Source organism: Empedobacter sp. EJD.6dd, assembly GCF_057369435.1.
Genome location: NZ_CM170667.1, coordinates 1,701,491 through 1,719,978, shown reverse-complemented (window position 1 = coordinate 1,719,978; position 18,488 = coordinate 1,701,491). Strand labels below are relative to the sequence as shown.

14 protein-coding genes are annotated in these 18,488 nt (G+C 30.8%); 11 read left to right on the top strand and 3 right to left on the bottom strand.

Features of this window, described 5'->3' with window-relative positions:
• Positions 1–19 precede the first annotated feature (19 nt).
• Together AC2I98_RS08060 and AC2I98_RS08055 are read left to right on the top strand one after the other, a co-directional pair.
• Positions 20–3,382 (top strand): T9SS type B sorting domain-containing protein, encoded by a 3,363-nt coding sequence (locus AC2I98_RS08060; protein ID WP_486411223.1) that lies wholly within the window; start codon positions 20–22, stop codon positions 3,380–3,382.
• Positions 3,383–3,531: 149 nt separating this feature from the next.
• A complete protein-coding gene (locus tag AC2I98_RS08055; RefSeq protein WP_486411222.1) occupies positions 3,532–5,796 on the top strand; it encodes an NADP-dependent malic enzyme in 2,265 nt (754 codons plus the stop codon).
• Positions 5,797–5,863: 67 nt separating this feature from the next.
• On the opposite strand, the gene dnaK is transcribed toward AC2I98_RS08055, so the two are convergent.
• Together dnaK and AC2I98_RS08045 are read right to left on the bottom strand one after the other, a co-directional pair.
• On the bottom strand, positions 5,864–7,765 hold the full coding sequence (gene dnaK, locus AC2I98_RS08050; RefSeq protein WP_486411221.1) for a molecular chaperone DnaK: 1,902 nt from the start codon (positions 7,763–7,765) through the stop codon (positions 5,864–5,866).
• A gap of 246 nt (positions 7,766–8,011) precedes the next feature.
• The gene (locus AC2I98_RS08045) at positions 8,012–8,308 is read right to left on the bottom strand and encodes a tRNA-binding protein (protein WP_486414067.1); all 297 of its coding nucleotides are present in this window, start codon (positions 8,306–8,308) and stop codon (positions 8,012–8,014) included.
• 646 nt (positions 8,309–8,954) lie between these two features.
• On the opposite strand from AC2I98_RS08045, the gene AC2I98_RS08040 reads away from it, so the two are divergent.
• The 9 genes from AC2I98_RS08040 (at position 8,955) to AC2I98_RS08000 (ending at position 18,057) form a co-directional block, all read left to right on the top strand.
• Complete coding sequence (locus AC2I98_RS08040) at positions 8,955–10,595, top strand: M1 family metallopeptidase (RefSeq protein WP_486411220.1); 1,641 nt, start codon at positions 8,955–8,957, stop codon at positions 10,593–10,595.
• An 83-nt stretch (positions 10,596–10,678) separates the two neighbouring features.
• Entirely contained in the window at positions 10,679–12,334 is a 1,656-nt protein-coding gene (gene lnt, locus AC2I98_RS08035; protein ID WP_486411219.1) for an apolipoprotein N-acyltransferase, read from the top strand.
• 82 nt (positions 12,335–12,416) lie between these two features.
• Entirely contained in the window at positions 12,417–12,653 is a 237-nt protein-coding gene (gene rpmB / locus AC2I98_RS08030) for a 50S ribosomal protein L28 (RefSeq protein WP_171623530.1), read from the top strand.
• An 11-nt stretch (positions 12,654–12,664) separates the two neighbouring features.
• Entirely contained in the window at positions 12,665–12,847 is a 183-nt protein-coding gene (rpmG, locus tag AC2I98_RS08025) for a 50S ribosomal protein L33 (RefSeq protein ID WP_019974157.1), read from the top strand.
• A gap of 14 nt (positions 12,848–12,861) precedes the next feature.
• Positions 12,862–13,011, top strand: coding sequence for a DUF4295 domain-containing protein (locus AC2I98_RS08020; RefSeq protein ID WP_486411218.1), 150 nt, complete (start codon positions 12,862–12,864; stop codon positions 13,009–13,011).
• Positions 13,012–13,137: 126 nt separating this feature from the next.
• Positions 13,138–14,100 (top strand): signal recognition particle-docking protein FtsY, encoded by a 963-nt coding sequence (ftsY, locus tag AC2I98_RS08015; protein ID WP_486411217.1) that lies wholly within the window; start codon positions 13,138–13,140, stop codon positions 14,098–14,100.
• A gap of 212 nt (positions 14,101–14,312) precedes the next feature.
• On the top strand, positions 14,313–14,597 hold the full coding sequence (locus tag AC2I98_RS08010) for a hypothetical protein (RefSeq protein ID WP_486411216.1): 285 nt from the start codon (positions 14,313–14,315) through the stop codon (positions 14,595–14,597).
• A gap of 66 nt (positions 14,598–14,663) precedes the next feature.
• Entirely contained in the window at positions 14,664–15,410 is a 747-nt protein-coding gene (locus AC2I98_RS08005; protein ID WP_486411215.1) for a GLPGLI family protein, read from the top strand.
• 31 nt (positions 15,411–15,441) lie between these two features.
• On the top strand, positions 15,442–18,057 hold the full coding sequence (locus AC2I98_RS08000) for a carboxypeptidase-like regulatory domain-containing protein (protein WP_486411214.1): 2,616 nt from the start codon (positions 15,442–15,444) through the stop codon (positions 18,055–18,057).
• Here AC2I98_RS08000 and AC2I98_RS07995 read toward each other — a convergent pair.
• Positions 18,054–18,488, bottom strand: coding sequence for a hypothetical protein (locus AC2I98_RS07995; protein ID WP_486411213.1), 435 nt, complete (start codon positions 18,486–18,488; stop codon positions 18,054–18,056). The genes AC2I98_RS08000 and AC2I98_RS07995 overlap by 4 nt on opposite strands.

Here is an 18,488-nt window from a genome sequence, read left to right as displayed (position 1 = left end):
TTTAATTAAAGATTAATTCATGAAGAGGTATTTATTGATTTTGTTTTTATTTGTTAATATTGTTCAAACTTTTGCTCAGCTTGATACAAAGCATTGGTTTGCACCAATGATGGATAGAACAGGTAATCCTTATCCAAATCAAAAGATATATTTATCTACAAATAGAACAACTCCTTTCGAAGTAAAGATATACAATGATAATGTTATAATCGGTAAAATAACAATTAGTAAAGGAAATCCTGGTGTTTATAATATTCCAAGATCTTATATAATTACTCAAGATCAACGAGATATGTTTAAACCAGTGAAAAAAGGATTATTCTTAGAAGCTGATTATGCATATTTTGCAAATCTCAGATTTTCTGTAGCTCAACACGCAGAAATTGTAACATCTAAAGGGAGAGCAGGTATAGGAAATTTGTTTTATACAGTTATGGCTCCTATAGAAACTTACAATGAGATTTTAAATTTTATGACAAGTGTTTTAGCTACTGAAGATAATACAACTATTAAAATTTCAAACTTTAATCCAAATGTAGTATTTAGTGATGGTATAAGTAGAACTGAATTTAATATACTACTAAATAAAGGTGAGTCTTATATTATAGATGGTACAGGTAATAACAATAGAAATTTCACTGGATTTATAGGAGCTAAAATAGAATCTGATAAACCTATTTCTGTAACTAATGGAAATTTTAATGGACAATATGCAGGCTATTTTCCGAATAGCTCAGATATCTTAATGGATCAAAATGTGCCAGTTTCTCAGTTAGGAAATGAATTTGTTCTAGTAAAAGGTTTAGGTAATCTTGGTAGTAATATGGAAGGAGCAATTATTGTTGCAACAGAGGATAACACAGAGATATATGTTAATAATGAATCAACTCCGCTTACAACTATAAATGAAGGTCAATACTATATTGTAAACGAAAATAAATATATTAATCAGGGTAAAAATCACTTTAATTTATATATTCAATCGACTCATAAAGTTTATGTTTATCAACTTTTAGGCGGAAGTAATGAGCGAAATATCGAAGCTACAGGAGGTATTAATTTTATTCCAGCTTTAAATTGTTTTTTACCAAAATCAATCGATGAAATCGGATTGATAGATGAAAATGAGATTTATTTAGTAAAAGAAGGTGGAAGCTCTTATTATTCTATTAAAAACGTACCGACAAAACTTAATTTAATAACAGAAAAAGGAGCTATACTTACTGTAAATGGTCTAGTACCTAATTCTAATTATGGTCCATTTGATTTGATTGGTACAACAAATTGGGTTACTTATGGAATTCCTGATGTAAAAGGAAATATTACAATAAAATCAGACAAAGCAGTAACTGGAGGAATTACAGCAGGGAGTGAAGCAGCAGGTTATGGAGGTTTTTTTGCAGGCTTACCAACTAAACCTAAAATTGTCGCAGACGGATGTTTTCCTGATGTAGTATTAACTGTAACACCAGATATTTACGAAACTTATCAATGGTTTGAAAATGGAGTTGCAATTCCAGGAGCTAATAGTGTAAGCTATAAGCCGACAAAATTGGGAGATTACTCGGTAGAAGTAACAATAGGTACCTGTCCTCCATTAAAAGATGAGTATAAATTAAGAACATGTTCTGATGAGTCTGAAATAACATTAGAAACTTGTGGTACAACTCCTATTGATATCATTCCTAAGTTTACAAAATCAACGCAAATTATTAATTTTAGTGCAACGCAAATTCTTGAGAAACCTACAAAAGGTAATGTCACTATAAACACAACAACAGGAGTTATAACTTACACACCAAATAGAGGTCAAAAGGGCTACGATGAATTTAAATATATAATTTACGGAATAGATAAGTTTGAAGATAGTGAAATCGTAACAATTAAAATTTCAATTGATGAACTATTTGTAAACAATGACACGGTTTATGCGTGTAATGTAGGTGGAATAGGAGAGTTTAATCTTACTGAAGCAAATATTACTTCTTATCCAGATGTTACAATAACTTATTATCCAACAAAGATAGATGCTGAAAATGAAATATTGATTAATGAAATAAAAGATTTTGAGAATTACAAATCTTTACCAAATAGGAAAGTTTATGCAGTTGTAAAAAATAAAACAGGCTGTAAAGAAATAGCTGAAATAAATTTAGAATTTTTTCCTTTTCCTCAAATAGATCTTACAAAATATCAGACAACTTATTGCGGAAGTAAGATGAATATTAATCTTGATGAAATCATTCAACAAATTTTTTCTAATCGAGAATTTTTTACTGTTAAATATTATTTAAATGAGCAAGATGCATTAGATGGGAATTTAAATACTATTAATTCTCAAAATGTATTTACTTCAGACACAAAAGTCTTTGTAAGGATAGAAACGACTAAAGGATGTCAACCAGAGATTGTAATGTTAGAATTTAAATTTGGTGAAAAAGTAAAATTAAATCAAGAGATATTACCTGTCGATGCTTGTGATAATGACTTTGATGGAATTTATACATTTAATTTAAGCTCATACATTTTAGGAGGATTTGTAAATGATTACAATTATGACTATAAATTTTTTGAATCTTTCGAAGATGCTGAAAATAATGTAAATTCTATTAATCCAATTCAAGAAGTAAATAGATCAAAAACATTTTATGTAAGATTTGAACAAGCAGGTTTATGTTTTTCTATTGGTATTATTGAGGTTTTTGTTTCAAAACCAGAACTTTCTACAACTCTAAAAGATGTAATTATTTGTCCTAATACTAAAACAATTTTAGATGCAGGCAATAATTATTTACAATATAATTGGAGTACAGGAGAAACGACTCAAACCATAGAAGTAGAAAGTGGAGATTATTCAGTCGAACTTTTTTCGAAAGAAGGATGTCCTTATACACATCATATAAAAGTTTCAAATTTTCAATTACCAAACATAGTTTTAATAAAAACAGTTAATGGTCGAGCAGAGATTATTGTCGACTCAGGAAATCCTCCGTACAAATATTCGTTGAATGGAATAGATTGGCAAGATTCTAATATTTTTTCACCTCTAAAAAATGGAACGTACACAGTCTACGTAATTTCATCAGACAATTGTACTCCAGTTCAAAAACAGTTTTCTATCAATCATATACCAAACTTTATAACGCCAAATAATGATGGATATAATGACACATGGAAAGTTCGATTTAATGGATATAAGAATGTGATTGTTCAAATTTTTGATCGATATGGATCAATAATAAAAGATGAGCAAGTAAATGATGAATATTCTTGGGACGGGAAAAAGAATGGATTTATAGTACCATCAGATAGTTATTGGTATAGAATAAAACTTAATGATAAAGAAATAATTACAGGAAATGTAACTGTTAAGAATAAATAGAATATTTTAACAACCTCATAATTATTAACTTCAAAATAGTGTAACTCGATAAAATATTTTAATAAAATATCAAAATCTAACATTCGTCATAAGTGGATTGAATAAATTTTACCTAAATTTATTATTGAAAAAATATAAACCACAGAAAAATGAATGACAATCGTAAGAAAGATGCATTGAATTACCATTCAATGGGTCAACCCGGAAAGATTGCAGTAGTGCCTACAAAACCTACGAATACACAACGTGATTTATCGCTTGCGTATTCGCCAGGTGTTGCGGAGCCATGTTTAGAGATTGAAAAAGATCCAGAAAATGCGTATAAATACACGGCTAAAGGAAATTTAGTTGCGGTAATTAGTAATGGAACAGCCGTTCTAGGTTTAGGAGATATAGGTGCAGTAGCTTCTAAACCAGTGATGGAAGGAAAAGGACTTTTATTTAAAATTTTTGCAGATATAGATGTTTTTGATATCGAATTGGACACAAAGAATGTTGACGAATTTATCAATACTGTAAAAGCTTTAGAACCAACATTTGGAGGAATTAATCTTGAAGATATAAAAGCGCCTGAGTGCTTTGAGATTGAAAAACGATTAAAAGCTGAAATGAATATTCCTGTGATGCATGATGATCAACACGGAACAGCAATTATTTCTGGTGCCGCTTTAATTAATGCATGTGAGTTACAAGGGAAAGATATTTCTAAAGTTAAAATTGTTGTAAATGGAGCTGGTGCAGCTGCTATTTCGTGTACAGGAATGTATATTTCTGTTGGTGCAACAAAAGAGAATATCGTCATGTTAGATAGTAAAGGAGTAATTCGTTCTGATCGTGATAACCTTGATGCTTCTAAGGCTGAATGGGCAACAGATCGTGATATTTCTACTTTAGCTGATGCTGTAAAAGATGCAGATGTTTTCATTGGATTATCGGCAGCAGATGTTTTGTCGGCAGAAATGTTAAATACAATGGCGGAAAATCCAATTGTGTTGGCAATGGCAAATCCAAATCCAGAGATTGCGTATGATTTAGCTGTTTCTACTCGTCAAGATATCATCATGGGAACTGGTCGTTCTGATTATCCAAATCAAGTGAATAATGTTTTAGGATTTCCATACATTTTTAGAGGAGCATTAGATGTTCGTTCAACAACAATCAACGAGGAAATGAAAATTGCTGCTGTTCGTGCAATTGCAGAATTAGCAAAAGAACCAGTTCCGGAAGTTGTGACGCAAGCATACAATAATCATTCAATCAAATTTGGAAAAGATTATATTATTCCAAAACCGAATGATCCACGTTTGTTACCAGAAGTTTCGGCTGCGGTTGCAAAAGCTGCGATTGAAACTGGAGTGGCTAAAAATATTATTACTGATTTCGAAGAATATAAATTGTCGTTAATTAAGCGAATCGGAAAAGAAAGTACGATTATGCGTAATTTGACCCAAACTGCGAAGTCAAATCCAAAACGTGTTGTTTTTGCAGAAGGAGATCGTTTCGAAATTCTACGTGCAGCACAAATTGTAAAGGAAGAAAAAATTGCTATTCCGATTATTTTAGGAAAGAAAAATAAAATTCAACAAATGATCAAAGATTATGCGTTGGATTTAGAAGATGTAGAAATTGTTGATACAAACGCAGAAGAAGATTCAGAACGTTTCAATCAATTTGTAGATTTTGTTTACAATAAACGTCAACGAAAAGGTGTTTCTAAATCGGATGCGAAAAAAATGTTACGAGATCGTAATTATTTTGGATCGTGTATGATTGAATTTGGTTATGCTGATGCAATGATTTCGGGAATGACGAAAAACTATTCGCAAGCAATTCGACCAGCTTTAGAATTAATTGGAGCAGAACAAGGACAGAAAGTTGCGAGTATGTATATGATGTTAACCGAAAAAGGACCAATTTTCTTAGGAGATACAACGGTTAATATGGATCCAACTTCTGAGGATTTAGTGAATATTACACTTCAATTTAATGAAACAATCAAGAAGTTTAAAATTGAGCCGAAAATTGCATTGTTATCATATTCTAATTTTGGATCAAATAAAGGCGAAACAGCTTCTAAAGTTCAGAATGCAGTGAATTATTTACATCAAAATCATCCTGATGTTTTAGTTGATGGTGATATTCAAGCAAATTTTGCAGTGAATAAAGAGAAATTACAAAGTAATTTTCCGTTTTCTAAATTAGCAGGAACATATGCGAATACATTAGTTTTCCCAAATCTAGAATCAGCTAATATTTCGTATAAATTGTTACAAGAATTAGGGAATATAGAAGCGGTTGGACCAATTTTAATCGGTATGAAAAAACCAATTCATTTACTTCAATTAGACAGTACAGTTCGCGAAATTGTGAATATGGTGACCATTGCTGTAATTGATGCACAACAACATCGATGAAATGAATTAAAATAAACAAAAAAAGCCTCGCAATGCGAGGCTTTTCTATTTGATAAATGAAATTCTATTATTTAACTTCTTCGAAGTCTACATCTTCAACACCATCATTTTTTGCTTGACCTTGATCAGCTCCTGGTTGAGCTTGTGCACCACCTTCTTGACCTTCGTTCATTGCAGCATAAATTTCTTGTGAAGCAGCATTCCAAGCTGTATTTAATTTTTCCATAGAAGCATCAATTGCAGCAACGTCTTGAGCAGCGTGAGCAGATTTTACTTCAGCTAAAGCTTCTTCAATTGGTTGTTTTTTATCAGCAGGGATTTTATCTCCGTATTCAGTTAATTGTTTTTCTGTTTGGAAAATTAAAGAATCTGCAGCATTTACTTTTTCAATTTTGTTTTTTGCTTCTTCGTCTTTTGCAGCGTTTTCTTGTGCTTCTTTTTTCATTCTTTCAATATCAGCATCAGATAATCCAGATGAAGCTTCAATTTTGATTGATTGCTCTTTTCCTGTTCCTTTATCTTTTGCAGATACACTTAAGATACCATTCGCATCAATATCAAATGTTACTTCGATTTGAGGAACACCTCTTTGTGCTGGTGGAATATCTACTAAGTCAAAACGACCGATTTCTTTGTTATCGTTGAATAATGGACGCTCTCCTTGACCAATTCTTAATGTTACTGCTGGTTGGTTATCAACTGCAGTTGAGAAAACCTCAGATTTTTTAGTTGGAATTGTAGTATTTGCTTCGATTAATTTTGTGAATACTCCTCCTAAAGTTTCGATACCTAAAGATAATGGTGTAACGTCTAATAATAATACGTCTTTTACATCACCTGTTAATACACCTCCTTGGATAGCTGCACCAATTGCAACAACTTCGTCTGGGTTAACACCTTTAGATGGTTTTTTACCAAAGAATTTTTCTACTTCTTCTTGGATTTTTGGCATACGTGTAGATCCACCAACTAAGATAACTTCGTCGATATCGTTGATTGATAATCCTGCATCAGATAACGCTTTTTTACAAGGCTCCATAGAACGACGTACTAAATCTTCTGTTAACTGATCAAATTTAGAACGAGTTAAAGTTTCTACTAAGTGTTTTGGTCCTGTTTCGTTTGCTGTAACGTATGGTAAATTAATTTCTGTTTGAGCAGAAGAAGATAATTCGATTTTAGCTTTTTCAGCAGCTTCACGTAAACGTTGTAAAGCCATTGCGTCTTTTTTCAAATCTACACCTTCTTTCGCTTGGAATTCAGAAGCTAACCAATTGATGATTGCATCATCAAAATCATCACCTCCTAAGTGCGTATCACCGTTTGTAGATAATACTTCGAATACACCGTCACCTAATTCAAGGATAGATACGTCAAAAGTACCACCACCTAAATCGTAAACAACGATTTTTTTATCTGAGTTTGCTTTGTCTAATCCGTAAGCTAATGCAGCAGCAGTAGGCTCGTTGATAATACGTTCTACTTTAAGACCTGCAATTTCACCAGCTTCTTTTGTTGCTTGACGTTGAGCATCGTTAAAATAAGCAGGTACAGTAATTACCGCTCTTGATACTTCTTGTCCTAAATAATCTTCAGCAGTTTTTTTCATTTTTTGTAAAATCATTGCTGAGATTTCTTGTGGAGTATAGTTACGTCCATCAATATCAACTGCTGGCGTATCATTGTTTCCTTTTACAACTGAATAAGGAACACGACCGATTTCATCTGCATCATTATTAAATTTAGTTCCCATGAAACGTTTAATAGAATAAATCGTTTTCTTTGGGTTTGTTACAGCTTGACGTTTTGCTGAATCACCAACTTTAATTTCACCTCCTTCTACGAATGCTACGATAGATGGAGTAGTTCTTTTACCTTCTGCATTTGGGATTACAACTGGCTCGCTACCTTCCATTACAGAAACACAAGAGTTCGTTGTACCTAAGTCGATTCCGATTATTTTGCTCATATTGTTTAGTTATTTTTTATATTATTAATGATTTATTTTAAACTTTTACACATCATCAAAAATGATGCTACATCCATAATAGTCAATCTTTGTGCCAACGTAGAAAATGGTGACATCCCAATTTTTAAAATGTCATGTTGTCAGATTATGAAGAGTAAATCAGGTTTGAGCAGAAAAAATCGTCAGTTTTTGGATTGATAAAATGTCAGCGTTAAATTATACTTAAACTTTATCTCAATCTCATGCTTACCCAATTTTACTTCCGTTTTCTACTTTTCGTTCAGGATTTAGAAGAATTACGTCGTTATTATTTCCATAAACACCCATTACAAGACATTCACTCATAAAAGTGGCAATTTGCTTTTTCGGAAAGTTTACAACAGCCATTATTTGTTTTCCAATCAATTCTTCTTTGGAATAAAGTGATGTAATTTGTGCCGAACTTTTCTTGATTCCTAATGGACCAAAATCTATTTCTAATTGATAAGCAGGATTTTTTGCTTTAGGAAAATCATTTACACTGATAATTGTTCCAATTCTCATATCAACTTTCTCGAAATCTTGCCAAGAAATTGTTTCAGTATTATTTTCAGATTTTAGTTCTTCTTTTGGTTTATTTTCTTTGTTGTAAATAGCTTGTATAATTTTTTCTAAATCAGTTTTTTCATCCACATATTTCGTTTTCATGTCATCAGGCATTCGATTGTAATACGTCAACGCTTTTTCGCCAAATTGTTTGATATAAAAATCTGTCAGTTTAGGAACATCAGGAAATCGTTTATGAAAAATCATTTCTGTATAGGCTTGCCATTCGCGTTCTTCACGTAATTCGATTTGGTTTTCACCCGAACGTTGAAAAACGTGCATCATTTCGTGCATCAAAACATTAGAAAGTAAAACCATATCAAAGTCCAAAATATTGCGAGGAACACGAATTGTAATCCCAGTTTTTTCTTCACCTTCAGCAGTTAGCAGAAAACCTTTTGGATCGATTTCTTCTCGAAATGTAAAACCTGTAAAAGCACTATGTTTTAATTTCAATTCATCCAAAATTTCGTACAATGCTTCAACGATTAAGTGATTATTTTTTAAATAATTTATTCTTTCTTTAAATTTTTCTGTAATCATAGGTTTTTGCGCTTATTTATCAAATATATAATCTTATTTTTGATATGTTTTAAAAATGACTATGAAGAAATTAGTACTATTGCTTGGCTTGATATCGATAACAACACATGCACAAGTTCTTAATCACAAACAAGAGTTTACACGACAAGATTCACTTCGAGGAACTAATAATGAATTCCGAAATTGGTGGGATGTAAAAAAATATAAGGTAAGTGTAGAACCAAATTTTGATTCAAAATTTATCAAGGGAAAAACAACCATTACATTTGATAAAACAGCTCCTCAAAAATCAGATTTAATCCAAATCGATTTGCAAGATCCGATGATAGTTTCGGCAGTAAAATTGAATGGAAAGAAAATTTCTGATTTTAAACGTGACGGAAATGTTTATTTTATTAATGTCGGAAAAAATATCAAGAATACTTCAAATCAATTAGAATTAGAATATAACGGAAATCCTCGTGTTGCAGTGAGAGCACCTTGGGATGGCGGTTGGATTTTTGCAAAAGACGCAAAAGGACGCGATTGGATGTCTGTTGCTGTACAAGGTTTGGGCGCAAGTGCTTGGTTTCCGAACAAAGACTATTTGGGTGATGAGCCAGATAATGGAATGGAATTGGAAATTATTACGCCAAAAGATTTTGTAGGAGTAGGGAATGGACGATTAGTTTCTAAGAAAGAGAAAAATGGTAAAACAACTTCTACGTGGAAAGTTGTTAATCCAATCAATAATTATAATATCATTCCTTATATCGGACATTATGTCAACTTTAAAGATACTTACGATGGCGAAAAAGGTAAATTAGATTTAGATTATTATGTATTAGATTATAATTTAGACAAAGCAAAATCGCAGTTTGAACAAGCTAAAATGATGTTGAAAAGTTTCGAGCATTGGTTTGGACCTTATGCTTTTTACGAAGATTCATTTAAAATTGTAGAAGCACCGCATTTGGGAATGGAACATCAATCGGGGATTGCATATGGAAATAAATTCGAGAATGGTTATTTAGGTCGTGATTTATCAGGTTCTGGTTGGGGATTGAAATGGGATTTTATTATTGTACACGAAGCTGGTCACGAATGGTTCGGAAATAATATCACAGAGAAAGATGTGGCAGATATGTGGATTCACGAAGCATTTACGGCTTATTCGGAAACTTTGTTCACAGAAACTTATTATGGAAAAGAAGCTGCAAACGAATATGTACGTGGAACGAGAAAGGCAATCCAAAATGATATTCCAATTATCGGTATTTATGGTGTAAATCAAGAAGGAAGTGGTGACATGTACTACAAAGGTGCAAATATGATTCATACACTTAGAACTTGGATGAATAACGACGAAAAATTCAGACAAATGTTGCGTGGATTAAACAAAGAATTTTATCATCAAACTGTAACGACAGAACAAATCGAAAACTATATAGCGAAATTTTCTGGATTAGATTTAAACGCTTTTTTCAATCAATATTTAAGAACAGTTAAAGTTCCTACTTTAGAACTTAAACAAAATGGAAATAAAGTTGAATATCGTTATACAAATGTGGTGGATGGATTTACGATGCCTTTGCGATTGAAAGATTCTGATTTAACCATTAATCCAACTTCAAATTGGCAAACGATTAATCATTCAACGATTACAAAAGTGATTGATGTAACGATTAATCCAAATTATTATATTGAAGTTAGTAAATTGTAAATCGAACTTCGAAAAACTTAATTCATAAAATATTCCAAACAAATATCATCGGTTATTGAATGATGAAATTATAAATTTGTGACATGAAAAAATACATTGCATACGCAATCTTAACAGGATTATTGCTAACAGCTGGTTGGCCCTCGCACGGTTTTCCATTGTTATTATTTATAGGATTTGTACCCTTGATGTTGGCAGAACATCAAATAACGCAACGTGCAGAATTCAAGAAAAAAGGACGTAAAATTTTCGGACTTTCATATTTAGCTTTTTTTATTTGGAATGCGATTGTAATTTGGTGGTTACATTATGCACAAGAAACAAATGTAAATGGCGATTTACAAAATTCGTGGAGCGCTTATTTAATTCCTGTAGTAGCAAATTCCTTGTTTATGTCAATTGTGTTTCAATTGTATCATGTTGTCAAAACAAAAGCAGGAAATTTGTATGGACTGATTTTTCTTCCCGCAATTTGGATGAGTTTTGATAAACTAACCTTGAATTGGGAATTGACTTGGCCATGGTTTAACCTTGGAAATGGGTTTGCTAAATATTACGAATGGGTGCAATGGTACGAGTATACAGGAACTTTTGGTGGAGCACTTTGGATTTGGTTAGTTAATATTACGGTATTCTATTATTTGACAGCTTATATTAATAAGAAAGAGATGAGATACCTAAACAAATTAGGTATTTATGCTGGTTTATTAATAGCTGTGCCAATTGGGATTTCATACATTATATATGCAAATTATGAGGAGAAAGGAAAAGCGCTTGATGTGTTAGTTCTTCAACCAGATTTGGATCCATATAATGAGAAATACATGAAAGATGGATTGCAGATTTATGATGAATTGAAACAATTGGCATTGAAAAATATTCAGCCAAAAACTCAATTCGTTGTTGCTCCAGAAACAGCTGTTCCAGGATCATCTGCTTTAATTTTTGATAATATGTACAATGATTTGATTGTACAAGATATTCAACAATGGACAAGTACTAAAAAAGATTTACATTTTGTGACAGGTGCATCAATTATGCGAATTTATCCGATGGAATCTTTAGCATCAGAAACTGCCTCTGTAATGAAAGATGGAATCACATGGTATGACGCCTATAATTCAGCTTTACAGATTGGTGGAAACGATTCGATAGAAGTTTATCATAAGAGCAAATTAGTACCTGGAGTAGAAATTTTTCCATATCGTAACTATTTAATGCCAATTATTGGAGAATTTATGCTTAACTTTGGCGGCACAACAAAAACGTTGGGGATTCAACCTCATCGTTCTGTTTTCAAGAATAAAGCAAACACCGCTATTGTTGCTCCGGTTATATGTTACGAATCTATTTACGGAGACTATACAACAGAATATGTGAGAGAAGGTGCAAATGTTATATTCACAATGACCAACGATTCTTGGTGGGGCTCTACCGATGGTCATCGTCAATTGCTATTATATGGTAATTTGAGAGCTATTGAAAATAGACGCGCTATTGTTAGATCTGCAAATTCAGGTATTTCGGCTTTCGTTAATCAGCGAGGAGATATAATGAAGTCTTTACCATATGGAGAGCAGGGTGCTTTAAATGGTACAATTCTGATGAATAGTGAATTAACGTTTTATACAAAGTATGGTGACGTCATCGCGAGAATAGCTTTATTGGTAATGGGTATTATCTTAGCTTATACTCTTGCGCAGAAGTTGTTATACAAACAAAATAAGAAGAAAATATAAAATTAATAACCTAAAGAGTTGTATAAGTAATATTTAATTTGTTACTTTGCACTCCGTTTAAAATAGGACAATACAAAATAAGATGTCAAACATTTGTCAAATTACAGGTAAGAGAAGATTAGTAGGAAACAATGTTTCTCATGCTAATAATAAAACAAAACGCACTTTTGAAGTGAATTTGTTCAAAAAGAAATTTTTTATGCCAGAAGCTGGTGAGTGGATTACTTTAAAAGTTTCTGCACACGGTTTAAAAACAATCAACAAATTAGGAGTTGATGAGGCTGTTAGACGTGCACGTAAAGAAGGTTTAATCAAATAATTTAAGACACCATGGCAAAAAAAGGAAACAGAGTACAGGTTATTTTAGAATGTACAGAGCATAAAGAAAGTGGTATGCCAGGAATGTCTCGTTATATCACAACTAAAAACAAAAAAAATACTCCAGATCGTATTGAGTTGAAAAAATTCAACCCAGTATTGAAAAAGTATACAATTCACAAGGAGATCAAATAATAAAATTTTAGACGATGGCAAAAAAGACAGTAGCAACCCTACAAACAGGGTCTAAAAAAATGACCAAAGTAATCAAAATGGTAAAATCTCCTAAATCTGGAGCTTACGTATTTGTTGAAAAAGTAGTTAACGCTGACGAAGCAGAAGCTTTCTTCGCGAAATAATTTGTTTATTTGTTAGCTTAACAAAAAAATATTAAGGTTAATTGAGCTGCCTCGTTTTTAGGCGGCTTTTTTATTTCCTTATATTTTATGTATCTTCGTACAAAATTTTAAGAAATTTAGCTTTTAATGAGTTGGTTCAAAAAGATATTAGGTAAAGAAAGCAAAGAAAAATTAGATGAAGGTCTTGAGAAATCGAAGTCTTCATTTTTTGATAAAATTAGTCGTGCTGTTGTTGGTAAATCCAAAGTAGACGATGAGGTTTTAGATGATTTAGAAGAAGTGCTTATTTCTTCTGACGTTGGCGTAGAAACGACAATAAAAATTATTCGCCGAATCGAAGAACGCGTGGAGCGTGATAAATACGTTTCAACTTCTGAATTAGATTTGATTCTTCGTGAAGAAATTGCTGGTTTACTTTCTGAAAATAATATAGAAGATACAAATGGTTTTGCTATTCCTAAAAAAGACGTGCCATATGTCATTATGGTTGTTGGAGTAAATGGTGTGGGTAAAACTACAACAATAGGTAAATTAGCATCTCAGTTCAAATCTCAAGGGTTAAAAGTAGTTCTTGGAGCGGCAGATACGTTTCGTGCAGCTGCGGTAGATCAGTTAGTGATTTGGTCAGAGCGTGCAGGAGTGCCAATTGTAAAACAAGCAATGGGATCAGATCCAGCTTCGGTCGCGTTTGATACTATTCAATCGGCAGTTGCTCAAAATGCAGATGTTGTTTTGATTGATACAGCAGGTCGTTTGCATAATAAAGTAAATTTGATGAACGAGTTAACAAAAATAAAACGTGTCATGCAAAAGGTTATTCCAGATGCGCCACACGAAGTTTTGTTGGTGTTAGATGGTTCAACAGGTCAAAATGCTTTCGAACAAGCCAAACAATTTACTCAAGCAACAGAAGTTTCAGCTTTAGCTGTTACAAAATTAGATGGAACAGCAAAAGGAGGAGTGGTGATTGGTATTTCTGATCAATTTCAGATTCCAGTAAAATACATCGGTGTTGGTGAAGGAATCAATGATTTACAAGCTTTCAATAAAATGGAGTTTGTCGATTCTTTTTTCAAACGAAATAATTAAGAAATTCAATTTCAACCAAAATATAAATCCTTCAAGCAAAACTTGAAGGATTTTTTTGTTAGCAAACTTTATCCGTTTTTAATCATTTAAGTTTTTTAAAGATTTGGTTTGTATTATTATTATTATTATTATTATTGATGTAATTAACGTTGATTGAGAAAGTTATAGGTTGCAAACTATAATAATTGTTAAAAACTTAAAATTACATTAAAATGAAAAAAATCTTATTAATGGGTGCATTTGCACTTTTTGGATCATTCGCTATGGCAAATGAAATATCTGAAATGAAAGAAGTTAGAACAGAAATAATTACAGAAACAGCTGTTGATGGAAGTGTTCTTGTAATAACAAGGGTGTATGGATGTAATGGAGAACTTTTAGGTAGTTTCTCTGAAACTGTACCTTGTCCAACTTGTGAAGGAGCTAATATCAAAGTTACTTCTATAACAGTTTGTTTTCCTCCTGTAGTATATTCATTCCCAGAACCAGAAAGATAGATTAATAATAATAAATAATAAAGGTAAATAAATATAAATTTATTTACTTTAATTTATATTTTACATATGAAAAAAATACTTTTAATTAAATTATTATTACTTTTTGTAATTATAAACGCTCAAACAAATAATTTGGTAGAATATACGATTACAACTAAGCAAGGGGTTAAAGATATGATGAGCGAATATTTAATCTTTAATGATACAGAATTGTATTATGTTAACCTAACGAATAAGGATAATCTAAATTATGAAGAAGAAAAGTTAGCTAAAAATATTTATAATCTTGAACCAATTTATGTCAACTTAAAGACGGATAGTCTTTTTCAAGAAAGAATTGGTATTTTTAAGAAGAATAGCGGAAATTATTCACGTTTTATTTTAGGAGAAAAGAAACCTATTATAAATTGGAAGATTACCAAAGAATCTCAAAAAATATTAGGTTATACAACTTATAAAGCAACAACAACTTTTAGAGGAAGAGATTATATTGCTTGGTTTTCGCCAGAGTTTCCGTACAATTATGGACCATGGAAACTGGGAGGATTACCAGGTTTAATCCTTAAAGTAGAGAATGAACTTTTTGATTATGATGCAAAGCGGATTGTTCTTAATTCAGATAAAATACCAACACTTCCAGCTTTGAAATCTTATTCAAGTGCTAAACATATATATCCGCTAAAACAATCAATAGAATTTGAAAACAATTGGTTAAATTTTTTGAAAAGTAATTTATTAGCAAGTCTTCCTGCGGGATCTAAAGTAACAGAATCTCCTTTGAGAAAAGACGTAAGAGAATTTTCTATTGATTAATAAAACAATCATATTAATATTTTTTATATTCTTGTCATCTAATTTATTTAGTCAAATAAAAGGCTTAGTAAAGGATGATAAAGGAATTGCTGCGTCTGGTGCAAATGTAATTGTGTTAGATTCTGTACAAGAAATAGAAACTTTTGCAATTACTAATAGTTCAGGTGAATTTGTTATTTCAGATTTTGTGTTTGGAAATAAAACAATACAAATCAAGAAACCTACTTTTACGCTTTATGAAGAAGATGTTTTGATTGATAAAAAAGAAATCGATTTAGGAACATTCAGCTTACAAAAAGATGACGCTATAAATCTAAAAGAAGTTATTGTAAAATCTACTGATAACTTATACAAAAAAGATACTACAGAATTTGAGGCGTCAAAATATAGAACAGGAAAGGAATTGAATGTAGAGGATTTGATAAAAAATATTCCTGGTGCAACTGTAGATAAAGATGGAAAAATAAAGATTGGAAAAAAAGATGTACAAGCTGTTTTGGTAGAAGGCGATGATTTATTTGATAGAGGTTACGCGCTTTTGACGCAAGCAATGAATGACCAATCTGTTGCTAAAATTCAAGTAATAAACAATCATACCAAAAATAAATTAACAAAAGATATTTATAATTCTGATGCTTTGGCGATAAATTTAATTTTAGATGAAAAAGCAAAAAATCAGTGGAATGGTAGCGCATTACTTTCATCAACAAGTTATATTGAAAACCGTCAACAAGTTCGATTAAATTTGATGAATTTTTCTAAAAAAAGAAAAATCGTAACGCTATTTAATTACAATACAATAGGTTTTGATGAAATGAAAGGAGTTGATTATTTAATCAAAAATCAATTTTCGTCTGCCTATAATTTTGACCAATTAAATGATGTTCAACAATTACCTAATTTAGCAAATTTGTATCAAGATAATTATCAATTTGAAGATAATCGGACAAATTTCAATAATGATAAAATAGGTGTAATTAATTTTATAAATAATCTTAAAACAAGCAAACTACAAGTTTTAGGGATTTATAATAGAATTGAGAAAAATAATTATATCGATGAAATTGAATCTTATAATGACAATGAAACTCAGTTTGTAAATACTCAAAATAGTCATTGGAATAAGAAAATTGATAATTATTATGGTAAAATAGAATGGAATAAAGAGTTAACAAAAAGTTCAAACCTAAATATTACCAATCGTTCATTTTTTTTAGATGAAACAAATAACAATGATTTTTTGTTAAATAACGCATCAATTAATTTGAAAGGCTCTAATGAAACAAATTCGACAGAAACGCAATTTGTTTACACAAATAAAATAGATAGTACAAAATTATTGACAGTTGTTGCAAAACATTTATATCAAAATCGTCCTTATAATTTTACAGAAAATAATCCTGTTTTTGCAGATATTTTTAATAACTCAGATTTAATTAATTTAAATCAAAAGATTAATAATAGACAAAACTATGTTGGATTGAAATCGACATTTTTTAATAAAATTTCTAAGAAGTCAAATTATTATATTAATCTAGGAGCAGAAAATCAGGACATAAATTTAATTTCTAATTTTAGAGGTTTTGATGAGGATTTTACGGCAACCTATTTATTAGAAAACAGTGTAAATAATTTGAAATTTAATCAAACAAAAATTAGTCTTACTCCAAATTTTGAGCGAGAATGGAAGAATTTTAAATTGAAGTCTAGTTTGCCAATCTTATATTATTCAACTTCGATAAGAGAGAATTTATCTATAAAAGAAAATCAGTTTTTTGTTGCACCAGCTATTAACCTTGTTTATGAAAAAAGAAAATTTGGACAATTATCTTTTTCCTATAATTACCAATTAACACCAACTAGCTTTGATGCTTATTATCAAGAATTAATTTACAAAGGAAATCGTCAATTTAGTAGAAATAATCTTTTTAATTATGAAATTTTTGGAGGCTCTAGTTTCAACTTAAATTATAGCAAATCAAAAGGAATGAATACTGGTTATGAAATAGGGTTTATGTATCAAATTCAAAATAAAAGTATTGGATATAACTCTGTTTTCAATCAAAATTTCTCAGTAAATGAACAAACAATAGTTGACGGAATCGAAATTATCAATCCAACATTTATGTACAAATATTTCATCCTTCCAATCAAATCAAAAATTCAATTTAATAGTAATTATTCTATTATTAAAAGTACATCTATTGCTAATGATAATCTTATTCGTAATCAGTTTTCTGTGTTAGTGCTTGGAATGGAAATGAAATCTGGTTTTTCAGGTTTTTGGAATTATGAATTAGGAACAAAATTATCTTTTAATTCTAGTAAAAATAAACTAAATTCATATAGTTACAATAATTTTGATGCGTCTACCAACGTTTATTTTAATATTTCTAAGCAAACGACGTTAGATATTAATTATGAATATTATAATTTCGGAGGTCAAAAACAATCTGCAACTAATTTTTTGGATGTAAAATTGTTTTATCAATTGCAAAAATCTAAAATGAAGTTTTTTGTAAAAGGAAATAATTTGTTTAACACTAAAGAAATAAAACGAACACTTGTAACACCAGTTACAGAAAGATATTTTACACAACGTTTATTACCACTTCATATTCTTTTGGGTGTGAATATTAATTTTTAATAAACTACCTTAATATATTCTTTATAAAACTTTTTACTTTTATTTTCTTTTTTAGAAACAGTTTTTAGAAATTCATTTAAATATTCTCTAAAGGGAGAGTCTTTTGCTAAAGCATCTTGTTTTTTACTTGTTAAAACTTGTATAGCTCCATACATTTCTTCTTCATTTTCAGTACTAGCAGCAATTAGTGTAAACGTTTCGTTTGCTTCATTGATAATCTTACGATTCGACCAAACTAATAAAGCTTCATTGTTTTCAGAGTATAAAACATCATCCCATTTACCAAGCCAATCGTACAACATTTTTTTTGCAACTAATGGCGTCTGAAAACTTTCTACACGATATTCTGTTAAAGCACGTTCGGCTTGTTCTTGTGCATTTAGAATACTAAAATTAAGTAATAATGTTATAAAAAGAATTATTTTTTTCAA